Genomic DNA, 11,683 nt, shown 5'->3' with positions numbered 1-11,683 from the left:
CCGTCCGCTGGTCTTCTCCGTCGGCCGCCTCGACGCCCACCACGCGTACGGGGCCGTGCTGACCGCCGCCCGCTCCTGGCGGGAACTCGATCCTCCGCCGCTGCTGGCCATCGCGGGGGAGGGGCCGCAGCGCGGGGAGCTGCAACACCGCATCGACGAGGAGGAGCTGCCGGTCCGCCTGCTGGGGCGGCGGGACGACGCCTTCGAGCTGCTCGCCGGAGCGGACGTCGCCCTGCTGAGCTCCCGCTGGGAAGGCCGTTCCCTGCTGGCGCAGGAGGCGTTGTTCGAAGGGGTCCCGCTGATCGCCACGTCGGTCGGGGGAGTGCCCGAACTGGTCGGCGGCGGCGCTGTGTTGGTCCCCTACGGCGACGCGGACGCTCTCGCCTCGGAGGTCGGGGCGCTGCTGGCCGACCCGGACAGGCGCGCGCGGCTGGCCTCGGAGGGCCGTGCACGCGCAGCGACATGGCCGACGGAAGAGGCCACGGTGGCTCACGTCCTGAGCGTCTACGACGAACTGACCTTCGGCGGGCGCTGAGTCCCCTCCGCGCGGGTCCGGCCGGCTCCGCCGAGGGCCATGAGCCACTTCTGGTCCGTACGTCCGTGCCTCAGCTCGAATCGCGTACGACCAGCGTGGCGGGGGTCACCACCGGTGCGGGCGCCGGTGCGTCGGAGATCAGGCCGAGGCGCCGCATCAGCAGTTCCGCCATCATGCGGCCCATGCCCTCCACGTCCTGGCGGACGGTCGTCAGGGCGGGCTCCGCCCACGCCGCCGGTTCCAGGTCGTCGTAGCCGACGACCGCGACGTCCTGAGGGACGCGGCGCCCCCGGGCGCGGAGCGTTCTGAGCGCGCCGGAGGCCATCAGGTCGTTCCCCGCGAAGACGGCGTCCAGGTCCGGGGCGGACCTCAGGAGCCGGTCCATGGCCTGCTCGCCGCCCTCGGCCGTGAAGTCTCCCTGCGCCACGAGGTCCGGGTCCTTCTCGTCGACGCCGATGCCCAAGGCGTCGCAGTAGCCGTGCAGCCGGTCCAGTGCGGAGGTCTGGTCGAGGGGGCCGTTGATGACGGCGATGCGACGGCGTCCTCGCTGAAGCAAATGTGCAACGGCCTGCTGCGCGCCACCCCGGTTGTCCGTGTCCACGTACAGCAGTCCGGGCTCGTCCTCCGCGCCGGGCCAGCCCGGGCGTCCGCCGAAGACGGCGGGCAGCCCGGTCTGCTGTGCCATGGTCGGGAGGGAGTCGTCGCCGTGCAGCGAGAACATCAGTGCGCCGTCGACATGTCCTGCCGACAGATACCGGCCGATGCGTGCGTAGTCCTTGCGCTGTTCGAGAAGGATCAGCAGCAACTGCAGGTCGTTCTCGGAGAGTTCGCGGCTGATACCGCGCAACTGCTGGGCGAAGAACGGGTCCGCGAAGACGCGGCGCTCCGGTTCCGCGATGACGACGGCGATGGCTCCGGTGCGGCGGGTGACGAGTGTGCGGGCCGCGTTGTTGGGGACGTAGCCCAACTCCTCCACGGACTGCCGCACCTTCTCGCGGACCTCCGCCCGTACGCCCGCACCGCCGTTGACCACCCGCGACACCGTCGCCCGGGACACCCCGGCGTGGGCCGCCACGGCTTCCAGAGTCGGACGGGAATCGCGAGAAGTGTGCACGGACAACTTCCTTTCTTTGCCTAGGTCTTGACCAATCACCGAACTCTCGGCACCGTACAGGGTCATGACGTGAGAGCGCTCTCACCCCCCACGAACGAGGAGCGTAGGTCATGCACTTGAGAAGCGACAGACGGCGATGGGCACTTGCGGGCATAGCGACGCTCGCGGCCGTCGGCACCTGCCTGGCCCCGGCCGCGCAGGCGGACGACAAGGCGGCCGAGAGGCCGAAGGAGAAGGCGGCGGCTCTGGCCGAGGTCTGGCGTACGGACTTCGACGGAGCGGCCGGATCGCTGCCCTCCGGGGACGACTGGATCATCGACAAGGGGCACAGCTATCCCGGCGGGCCCGGCAACTGGGGCACCGGCGAGATCCAGGAGTACACCGACAGTCCCGAGAACCTCCAGCTTGACGGTGACGGTCACCTCAAGATCACCGCGCTGAAGAACGGCGACACCTGGACCTCCGCGCGCATCGAGACCCAGCGCACCGACTTCGCCGCCCCTGAGGGCGGCGTCATGCGGATCGAAGCGGGCCTCAAGCTGCCCGGTGTCTCCGGGGACGCCGCGCTCGGCTACTGGCCGGCGTTCTGGACCCTCGGTGAGGCGTACCGGGGCAACTACCAGAACTGGCCCGGCGTGGGCGAGTTCGACATCATGGAGAACGTCAACGGCCAGAACACCACCCACGGCGTGCTGCACTGCGGCACCAACCCGGGCGGGCCGTGCAACGAGACGATGGGCATCGGCAAGGCGCACGAGTGCGCCGGCGACTGCAAGGCGGACTTCCACGAGTACGCGCTCGAACTCGACCGCAGCGGCGCCACCGAAGAGCTGCGCTGGTACGCCGACGGACAGCAGTTCCACACCGTCAAGGAGACCGACGTCGACGCCCAGACCTGGGCGAACGCCACGGACCACGGGCACTTCATCCTGCTGAACCTGGCGATGGGCGGAGCCTTCCCCGACGGCGTCGCGGGGAAGCAGACCCCCACCGCCGCCACCCAGCCCGGTGGATCCCTGTCCGTGGACTACGTGTCGGTCGAGACAACCGGAGGTGCCTCGAAGTGATCAGCCGCAGGTCTCTCATCCGTGGCGCCACCGCGGGCGCGATCGCCGCACCGCTCACCGGACTCCTGGTGACCGAGGCGGGGGGCGTCACCCGCAGGAAGGCGGGGAGGGCCGCCGCGATGCCGCTGAAGATCGTCAACAACAGCGGTGAGTACGGCAACGGGTCCGTCCACGTCTACATCGTCGGCAACGACGGCACCAACCAGGTCCGCGTCACCCCGGAGGGCGAGCTGAAGCCCGTCTCCCTCGGCGACAACGGCGGCGACGGCTTCACCGACTACGCGATCCCGCTCGCGGGCAGCGGCGAGACGACGCTCCAGTTGCCGGAGATGTCGGGTCGCATCTACGTCGCGCTGGGCGAGAAGCTGAAGTTCAAGGCGGTCGAAGGCGGCGACGGCAAGGCCGCGCTGGCCTACCCGGCGGCCTGGGTGGAGTCCGACCCCAACTACGGGGTGGTGCACGACTGTGCGGAGTTCACCTTCAAGTCCGGTGCCATGTACTGCAACACGACCATGGTCGACATGTTCAGCGTCCCGCTCTCCATCCGGCTCAAGGGCGCCAAGGACCAGACGACGGGCACCCTCAAGTCCGGCGCCAGGGACAAGGTCTTCCAGGACGTCGGCGCCGCCGAGGGCTTCTCCGGCCTGGTGATCGACGACAAGCGCGTCATCGCCCCCGGACACGGCATGGGAGCGGGGAAGTTCGCGGAGGACTACTTCGACGCGTACATCGACGAGGTGTGGAGCACCTACTCCGGCAAGGACCTGGTGGTCACCACGAACGCCGGCAAGTTCACCGGCAGGGTCAGCGGCGACACCTTCTCCTTCACCGGGCCCGCCCAGGTCTCCTTCAACCGGCCCAGCACGAAGGACGTGCTGTTCTGCGACGGCAACCTCGCCGCCCCGAACGACGGCACCACGGGCCCCGTCGCCGCGATCCTGGGCGCCGCACTCAACCGCACCACGCTCGCCTCGATCGCGGACCAGCCCACCACGGACCCCGCCGAGTTCTACAAGGGGAGCTCGCCCCACCACTACGTCAAGGCCATGCACGCGGCCACCGAGGACGGAAAGGCCTACGGCTTCGCCTTCGACGACGTCGCCGGGTTCGCCTCCTACATCGAGGACGGGGCGGCCAGTGAGATCACGCTGACTCTCACACCGTTCTGAGACAGGACCTGAGAACGGGCATAGGGCATGCGTACGCCCGCTGCGGGAATCCCACCCGGCAGCGGGCGTACGTACGTCGTGAGGCCTGTCCAGCGACCGGTACGCGAGGGGTGTCAGCCGCCGTACGCGCCGGAGGCGGTGAGCCGCAGCGCCGTGTCGATCAGCGGCACGTGGCTGAACGCCTGCGGGAAGTTGCCCACTTGGCGCTGGAGCTTGGAGTCCCACTCCTCGGCGAGCAGACCCAGGTCGTTGCGGAGGGAGAGCAGCCGCTCGAAGAGCTTCCGCGCCTCCTCGACCCGGCCGATCATCGCGAGGTCGTCCGCCAGCCAGAAGGAGCACGCGAGGAACGCGCCCTCCTCGCCCTGCAGCCCGTCCACGTTGTCGCCGTCGACCTGCGAGGTGGGGTAACGCATCACGAAGCCGTCCTCCGTGGACAGTTCGCGCTGGATCGCCTCGACGGTCCCGATGACGCGCTTGTCGTCCGGCGGCAGGAAGCCCATCTGCGGGATCAGCAGCAGCGAGGCGTCCAGCTCACGCGAGCCGTAGGACTGGGTGAAGGTGTTGCGCTCCTTGTCGTAACCCTTCTCGCACACGTCGCGGTGGATCTCGTCCCGCAGGTCCCGCCAACGCTCCAGCGGCCCGTCGACCTCGCCGGACTCGATCAGTTTGACCGTACGGTCGACGGCGACCCAGGCCATCACCTTCGAGTGCACGAAGTGGCGACGCGGACCGCGCACCTCCCAGATGCCCTCGTCCGGTTCGTCCCAGTGGTCCTCCAGGTACCCGATGAGCTTCAGCTGGAGGAGCGAGGCGTAGTCGTTGCGCGAGAGCCCCGTCATGTGGGCGAGGTGCAGTGCCTCGGTCACCTCGCCGTAGACGTCGAGCTGGAGCTGTCCGGCCGCACCGTTGCCGATGCGTACCGGGACCGAACCCTCGTAGCCGGGAAGCCAGTTCAGCTCGGCCTCGCTCAACTCCCGTTCGCCTGCGATGCCGTACATGATCTGCAGGTTCTCCGGGTCGCCGGCGACGGCGCGCAGCAGCCACTCCCGCCAGGCCAGCGCCTCCTGGTGGTAGCCGGTGCGCAGCAGCGACGACAGCGTGATGGCCGCGTCCCGCAGCCAGGTGAAGCGGTAGTCCCAGTTGCGCATGCCGCCGATGCACTCGGGCAGCGACGTCGTGGGTGCGGCGACGATGCCGCCGGTCGGCGCGTACGTCAGCGCCTTCAGCGTGATCAACGACCGTACGACGGCCTCACGGTAGGGACCGTGGTACGTGCAGTGGTCGACCCACTCGCGCCAGAACTCCTCCGTCGCCTCCAGGGCCGATTCCGCGTCCGGCTCGGCGGGCGGGCTCTTGTGCGAGGCTTGCCAGCTGATGGTGAAGGCGACCCTCTCACCAGGAGCGATGGTGAAGTCGGAGTAGGTGGTCAGGTCCTTGCCGTAGGTGTCGGCGGTGGTGTCCAGCCACACGGAGTCGGGGCCGGCGACGGCGACCGTACGGCCCTCGATCTGCTGCACCCACGGCACCACCCAGCCGTAGGAGAAGCGCATGCGCAGCGCCGAGCGCATCGGCACGCGGCCGCTGACGCCCTCCACGATCCGCACGAGCTGCGGTGCGTGCTGCTCGCGCGGCGGCATGAAGTCGATGACGCGGACGGTGCCGCGTGGTGTGTCCCACTCGGACTCCAGGACGAGCGAGTCGCCGCGGTAGCGCCTGCGGTCCGCCTTCGGCGGCTCCCCTCCATTGGGTTGTGCGGGTCCCACCCGCCAGAAGCCGTGCTCCCCCGTGCCAAGAAGACCCGCGAAGACGGCATGGGAATCGAAGCGCGGAAGGCACAGCCAGTCCGCCGATCCGTCCCTGCCGATCAGGGCGGCGGTCTGCATGTCCCCAATGAGTGCGTAATCTTCGATGCGCCCAGCCACGTGCATCTCCAGTCGAACTGCGCCTCGTCCCGTGGGACGTGCGATGACCTGCGAATATCCGTACTGCTCAATCACATGTCCGATCGAGCGTCCGAGCAGGATACGACCTCGCGAGGGCATCCGCCTCGCGCTCGCCACAGTACGGATGAGCCGATGAGGTGAGCTTGCGTCAGGCCGCTCACCAGGTGCAACCACGCCCTCACGGTCGGGGACGAAAAACGGTTCGCCGAGGCGGTCCGTCTGTGATGCCGGACGCAGTCCGGCACACGGCGAGACACAGCTCCGGCAGGTCGCTGATACCCTGGTGGCCCGTGGACCGGTGGGCGAGAGTTCTCGGATTCGTCCTCGAATCTCCGGCACGGCAGCCCCCCGAGCCGCAGCGACGGTATCCCTGAGCAACCGCTGCGCAGCGACTGCGTGTCGAGCCAGGGCGCCGGTGCGCACTCCACCTCGCGACCACGGGAGCACCTCTTGGCATTGCCGCCCAAATCCATGACGACCAAGCACCTCTTCGTCACCGGGGGTGTGGCCTCCTCGCTCGGCAAGGGGCTCACCGCCTCCAGCCTGGGTGCGCTGCTCAAGGCACGGGGTCTCCGCGTCACGATGCAGAAGCTCGACCCGTATCTGAACGTCGACCCCGGCACCATGAACCCGTTCCAGCACGGTGAGGTGTTCGTCACCAACGACGGCGCCGAGACCGACCTGGACATCGGGCACTACGAGCGCTTCCTCGACGTCGATCTCGACGGGTCCGCCAACGTCACCACCGGCCAGATCTACTCGTCCGTGATCGCCAAGGAGCGCCGCGGCGACTACCTGGGCGACACCGTGCAGGTCATCCCGCACATCACCAACGAGATCAAGCACCGCATCCGGCGCATGGCCACCGACGACGTCGACGTCGTCATCACCGAGGTCGGCGGCACGGTCGGCGACATCGAGTCCCTGCCGTTCCTGGAGGCCGTACGCCAGGTCCGTCACGAGGTCGGACGCGACAACGTCTTCGTCGTGCACATCTCGCTGCTGCCCTACATCGGCCCCTCGGGCGAGCTGAAGACGAAGCCCACCCAGCACTCCGTGGCGGCTCTGCGCTCCATCGGCATCCAGCCCGACGCGATCGTGCTGCGCGCCGACCGTGAGGTGCCCCGCTCGATCAAGCGCAAGATCTCGCTGATGTGCGACGTGGACGACGCCGCCGTCATCGCCTGCCGGGACGCACCCTCGATCTACGACATCCCCAAGGTGGTGCACGCCGAGGGGCTGGACGCCTACGTCGTGCGGAAGCTCGACCTGCCCTTCCGCGACGTCGCCTGGGCGCAGTGGGACGACCTCCTGCGCCGGGTGCACGACCCGGACCACGAGGTGACGGTGGCTCTGGTCGGCAAGTACATCGACCTGCCCGACGCCTATCTGTCCGTGACCGAGGCCCTGCGCGCGGGCGGGTTCGCCAACAACGCCCGCGTAAAGGTCAAATGGGTCACTTCGGACGACTGCCGTACGGCGGAGGGCGCCCGCAGGCAGCTCGGCGACTGCGACGCGATCTGCATCCCCGGCGGCTTCGGCGAACGCGGTGTCGAGGGCAAGGTCTCGACGATCACCTACGCCCGTGAGAACCGGATCCCCCTCCTCGGCCTCTGCCTGGGCCTCCAGTGCATCGTCATCGAGGCGGCCCGCCACCTGGCGGGCATCGAAGGCGCCAACTCCACCGAGTTCGAGCAGGGGACGGCCCACCCCGTGGTCTCCACGATGGCCGAGCAGCTCGACATCGTTGCGGGCGACGGAGACATGGGCGGCACCATGCGGCTCGGCCTGTACCCCGCGAAGCTGGCCGAGGGCTCGATCGTGCGGGAGGTCTACGGCGGCGAGCCCTACGTCGAGGAGCGTCACCGGCACCGCTTCGAGGTCAACAACGCCTACCGCGGCGAGCTCGAGAAGAAGGCCGGACTGGTCTTCTCCGGCACCTCGCCGGACAACAAGCTCGTGGAGTACCTGGAGTACCCGCGCGAGGTGCACCCCTACCTCGTCGCCACGCAGGCCCACCCCGAGCTGCGCTCACGTCCCACGCGCCCGCACCCGCTCTTCGCCGGCCTGGTCAAGGCAGCCGTGGCACGGCAGCAGGGCGAGGGCTGAGGCGTGGGAGAGGCACAGAAGCACGACGGCTCGCCCCGCATCGTCGACACCGCGCAGGAGTGGGTGGTCACCGCGACCGCGGTGCCCTTCGAGGGCAAGAAGACCAGCGTGCGGACCGACGACGTCGTCATGCCGGACGGCTCCGTGGCCCGCCGTGACTACCAGGTGCACCCCGGATCCGTGGCCGTCCTCGCCCTGGACGAGGAGGACCACGTACTGGTGCTGAGCCAGTACCGCCACCCCGTGCGGGAGAAGCTGTGGGAGATTCCCGCCGGGCTGCTGGACGTCCCCGGCGAGAACCCGCTGCACGCCGCCCAGCGCGAGCTGTACGAGGAAGCGCACGTCAAAGCCGACGACTGGCGAGTACTGGCCGACGTCTACACCACCCCCGGCGGCTGCGACGAGGCCGTGCGCATCTTCCTCGCGCGTGACGTCCACGCGGCCGAGGGCGACCGCTTCGAGGTCTCGGAGGAGGAGGCGGACATGGAGTTCGCCCGGGTGCCGCTGGCCGATCTCGTACGGGGCGCGCTGGCGGGGGAGTTGCACAACAACTGCCTCGTGGTGGGCGCGTTCGCCCTCACCGCCGCCCGCTCGGGGCCCGGCCTGGACTCGCTGCGCCCCGCCGACGCCCCATGGCCGGCGCGCCCTTTCGAGCAGTAGGTCTCCGGAGGGCCTTTCGCGAGAAGGGCCTTCCGGCCTCGTCTTGTTGACGGGCGCTGATCCGAAGCGGTGATCTCGCGGCGGCGGTGGTGGAGGCTGGGGCGGTGGCTCCGGCGGCGGCTACTCGGACGAGCCCCCCTTCTGACCGGTACGCCACGTGCGTCCAGGTCGGTGCGGGGCCCGACAGCTACACACTTCTTGATACTTAACGGAGAGAGACATGGCGAAGCCGCCTCCCCGCAAGCCTAAGAAGAAGGTTTGCGTGTTCTGCAAGGAGAAGATCTCCTACGTCGACTACAAGGACACGAACCTGCTGCGGAAGTTCATTTCCGACCGCGGCAAGATCCGCGCCCGCCGGGTCACCGGCAACTGCACCCAGCACCAGCGTGACGTCGCCACGGCTGTGAAGAACAGCCGTGAGGTGGCGCTGCTGCCCTACACCTCGACCGCTCGATAAGGGAAGGGTGACCGACAGATGAAGATCATCCTGACCAACGAGGTCTCCGGCCTCGGTGCCGCGGGCGACGTCGTCGAGGTCCGTGACGGCTACGCTCGCAACTTCCTGGTCCCGCGCGGTGTCGCCATCCGCTGGACCAAGGGTCGCGAGAAGGACGTCGAGCAGATCCGCCGCGCCCGCAAGATCCACGAGATCGCCACGATCGAGCAGGCCACCGAGGTCAAGGGCCGGCTGGAAGGCGTCAACGTGCGCCTGAAGGTCCGCGCCGGCGACCAGGGCCGCCTGTTCGGTTCCGTCACTCCGGCCGACATCGCCGGCGCCGTCAAGGACGCCGGTGGGCCGCAGATCGACAAGCGCCGCATCGAGGTGGGTTCGCCCATCAAGACCCTGGGCGCACACCAGATCTCGGTTCGGCTGCACGCCGAGGTCCTCGCGAAGGTGGACGTCGAGGTCGTCCCCGCGTGAGAACGGATTGACCCGCTGACCCGGCAGGTCGTCCCCCACGGGGGCGGCCTGCATCGGGCCACAGCATGACCGAGGGCCGCACCCCTGCAACGGGGTGCGGCCCTCGGGCGTTCTGCGTTCAGTCGTCCCGCGTCATGTGCCCTGCGGAAGGGCCGGACGCGTCACGCCCGTACGGCACCCGTCACGACCCAGCGCCCCGAACGGGCACGTGCCCACAGGGTCACCAGCCGGACGCTCATCATCAACCCGGCCACCGTCCACCAGAGTTCGGCCAGGCCGCCTCCCAGCACCGGCACCAGCAGCGCCACCGGGGCGAACACCGCCAGCGTCACGAGCATCGCCCCGGCCAGATACGGGCCGTCCCCCGCGCCCATCAGCACGCCGTCCAGCACGAAGACCACGCCGGCTATGGGCTGGGTCAACGCCACCACCAGCAGAGCAGGCGTCAACTGGTCGATCACGGCGCTGTCGGAGGTGAACAGGGGCATGAACACGGGCCGGGCCACCGCGACCAGCACCCCCAGGGCCACGCCGGATGCGACACCCCACTGCACCATCCGACGGCATATCGTCCGCGCGCCCGCCTCGTCCCCCGCTCCCAGGAAGCGCCCGATGATGGCCTGCCCCGCGATGGCGATCGCGTCCAGTGCGAAGGCGAGCAACGACCAGAGGGCCAGCGCGATCTGATGGGCAGCCACATCGGCGTCCCCCAGCCGCGCCGCGACCGCCGTGGCAATCATGAGCACCGCGCGGAGCGACAGCGTACGGATCAACAGCGGAGCGCCCGCCTGAGCACAGGCCCGGATGCCGGCCACGTCCGGGCGCAGGGAGGCGCCGTGGCGCCGGGCACCTCGCACCACGACGAACAGATACACGGCGGCCATCCCGCACTGCGCGAGCACGGTGCCCCAGGCGGATCCCGCGATGCCGAAGCCGAACCCGTAGACGAGCAGCACGTTCAGGGCGCCGTTGGCGGTGAAGCCGCCGACGGCCACGTACAGGGGCGTCCTGGTGTCCTGAAGCCCGCGAAGAACTCCCGTCGCCGCCAGCACGACGAGCATGGCGGGGATGCCCAGGGAGCTGATCCTCAGATACGTCACCGCGTGAGGCGCCGCTGTAGCGGACGCGCCGAAGACGTCCACCAGCGCGGGAGCGCTCGGCAGCACCACTGCGACGACGCCGGCGCCGAGCAGCAGCGCGAGCCAAATGCCGTCCATGCCCTGCCGGATGGCCGCGGGAAGGTCGTCGGCGCCGACGCGGCGTGCGACGGCGGCCGTCGTGGCGTAGGCGAGGAAGACGAAGACGTTCACGCCGGTCTGGAGCAGCGCCGCGGCGACCCCGAGGCCGGCGAGCTCAGGTGTCCCGAGGTGACCGACGATCGCGCTGTCCACCATGAGGAAGAGCGGCTCCGCGACGAGCGCGCCGAAGGCCGGGAGGGCGAGCGCGAGGATCTCGCGGTCGTGGCGCCGCATGGTGGCGCGCTTGCTCGCACGTGAGGCGGCGGGCGTGCTTGGACTCGATGTGGAGCGGTCGGTCATGGGTTCGATCCAAGCATCCACAGGTAATGGTTGCAAGTAGCTGTCGTCTATTACTCACGGAGGGTGGGTGCACGTGTTCGGCGTCTGTGCGCGCTACCGCGTCAAGAAGTCGCCCCTGACGATGAAGTTTTTTCCCCGCACAGGCGGTGGACGCCGTAACTACTGGTCAGGAGGGGTCTGCTGGCTGAGCCCGGTAGTTCTCCACAACGCTGTCCCCCGGCCCGTGCACAGCTTTGGCGGTCTTCTCCACAGGAACTGATCCTCTGTCCACATCACCCTGTGGATAACCAGATTGGCTGACGTCGCCGGTACCCATAACGTAGGGCAGCGCCCGCGCACGTACCCGTCTTCAACACCGTGGCTTCGACGCGCCGAGAGCGGAGTCGGGCGACTCATTGTCAGAGCCGTGCCGTAAGAAAGAGGGGCACTGCGGCGAGATCCGGTCGCGCAAGATCGCCGGACGGGGAGGAGGTGGCCGGGTGACTCAGCAACCCGAGCACGTCGAGGACGTCTGGGCCGCCGACTCGAGCTCCCGAAGCGCCCAACAGGCCGGCGCGGGCGACCGGTTCCCCGTCGCCCGCAGGCAGCGGGCGGAGATAGCCGCTCTTGATGTCGGAGTTGATGAG

10 protein-coding genes are annotated in these 11,683 nt (G+C 69.3%); 7 read left to right on the top strand and 3 right to left on the bottom strand.

The annotated features are described in order from the left end of the window. On the top strand, positions 1 to 535 hold a 535-nt coding region (locus H5J26_RS22845), incomplete at its 5' end, for a glycosyltransferase family 4 protein (RefSeq protein ID WP_181767814.1). Positions 536 to 605: 70 nt separating this feature from the next. On the opposite strand, the gene H5J26_RS22840 is transcribed toward H5J26_RS22845, so the two are convergent. Then, positions 606 to 1,649, bottom strand: a complete 1,044-nt coding sequence (locus H5J26_RS22840; protein ID WP_309238033.1) for a LacI family DNA-binding transcriptional regulator — start codon at positions 1,647 to 1,649, stop codon at positions 606 to 608. A gap of 110 nt (positions 1,650 to 1,759) precedes the next feature. On the opposite strand from H5J26_RS22840, the gene H5J26_RS22835 reads away from it, so the two are divergent. Beyond that, the gene (locus H5J26_RS22835) at positions 1,760 to 2,716 is read left to right on the top strand and encodes a glycoside hydrolase family 16 protein (protein WP_181767812.1); all 957 of its coding nucleotides are present in this window, start codon (positions 1,760 to 1,762) and stop codon (positions 2,714 to 2,716) included. Continuing rightward, positions 2,713 to 3,885: a beta-1,3-glucanase family protein gene (locus H5J26_RS22830; protein ID WP_181767811.1), complete on the top strand. Its 1,173-nt coding sequence runs from the start codon at positions 2,713 to 2,715 to the stop codon at positions 3,883 to 3,885. Before H5J26_RS22835 ends, H5J26_RS22830 begins: the two co-directional genes overlap by 4 nt. 113 nt (positions 3,886 to 3,998) lie before the next feature. Here the strand turns inward: H5J26_RS22830 and H5J26_RS22825 are convergent, their stop codons facing one another. Continuing rightward, positions 3,999 to 5,813 (bottom strand): glycoside hydrolase family 15 protein, encoded by a 1,815-nt coding sequence (locus tag H5J26_RS22825; protein WP_181767816.1) that lies wholly within the window; start codon positions 5,811 to 5,813, stop codon positions 3,999 to 4,001. Between the two features lie 486 nt (positions 5,814 to 6,299). On the opposite strand from H5J26_RS22825, the gene H5J26_RS22820 reads away from it, so the two are divergent. From H5J26_RS22820 to rplI, 4 genes are all read left to right on the top strand, one after another. Then, entirely contained in the window at positions 6,300 to 7,937 is a 1,638-nt protein-coding gene (locus tag H5J26_RS22820) for a CTP synthase (RefSeq protein ID WP_181767810.1), read from the top strand. 3 nt (positions 7,938 to 7,940) lie between these two features. Further along, complete coding sequence (locus H5J26_RS22815) at positions 7,941 to 8,597, top strand: NUDIX hydrolase (RefSeq protein ID WP_309238032.1); 657 nt, start codon at positions 7,941 to 7,943, stop codon at positions 8,595 to 8,597. 220 nt (positions 8,598 to 8,817) lie between these two features. Continuing rightward, positions 8,818 to 9,054 (top strand): 30S ribosomal protein S18, encoded by a 237-nt coding sequence (rpsR, locus tag H5J26_RS22810; RefSeq protein WP_181767809.1) that lies wholly within the window; start codon positions 8,818 to 8,820, stop codon positions 9,052 to 9,054. 18 nt (positions 9,055 to 9,072) lie between these two features. After that, positions 9,073 to 9,519 (top strand): 50S ribosomal protein L9, encoded by a 447-nt coding sequence (gene rplI / locus H5J26_RS22805; RefSeq protein ID WP_181767808.1) that lies wholly within the window; start codon positions 9,073 to 9,075, stop codon positions 9,517 to 9,519. 161 nt (positions 9,520 to 9,680) lie between these two features. Here rplI and H5J26_RS22800 read toward each other — a convergent pair whose 3' ends face one another. Beyond that, positions 9,681 to 11,057, bottom strand: coding sequence for an MATE family efflux transporter (locus tag H5J26_RS22800; RefSeq protein ID WP_181767807.1), 1,377 nt, complete (start codon positions 11,055 to 11,057; stop codon positions 9,681 to 9,683). Between the last annotated feature and the right edge of the window lie 626 nt (positions 11,058 to 11,683).

The sequence above is a fragment of the Streptomyces albidus (ex Kaewkla and Franco 2022) genome (genome assembly GCF_013870515.1).
Classification (GTDB): Bacteria; Actinomycetota; Actinomycetes; order Streptomycetales; family Streptomycetaceae; genus Streptomyces; species Streptomyces albidus.
Note: the sequence above shows the minus strand (reverse complement) of the source record. Positions and strands in the feature narration are given on the sequence as shown.

What these genes read in the sequence shown, in the direction of transcription:
- rpsR (WP_181767809.1), top strand. Translation starts at nt 8,818, where the DNA reads ATGGCGAAGCCGCCTCCCCGCAAGCCTAAGAAGAAGGTTTGCGTGTTC.
- H5J26_RS22800 (WP_181767807.1), bottom strand. Translation starts at nt 11,057, where the DNA reads ATGACCGACCGCTCCACATCGAGTCCAAGCACGCCCGCCGCCTCACGT.
- rplI (WP_181767808.1), top strand. Translation starts at nt 9,073, where the DNA reads ATGAAGATCATCCTGACCAACGAGGTCTCCGGCCTCGGTGCCGCGGGC.
- H5J26_RS22835 (WP_181767812.1), top strand. Translation starts at nt 1,760, where the DNA reads ATGCACTTGAGAAGCGACAGACGGCGATGGGCACTTGCGGGCATAGCG.
- H5J26_RS22820 (WP_181767810.1), top strand. Translation starts at nt 6,300, where the DNA reads ATGACGACCAAGCACCTCTTCGTCACCGGGGGTGTGGCCTCCTCGCTC.
- H5J26_RS22825 (WP_181767816.1), bottom strand. Translation starts at nt 5,813, where the DNA reads ATGCACGTGGCTGGGCGCATCGAAGATTACGCACTCATTGGGGACATG.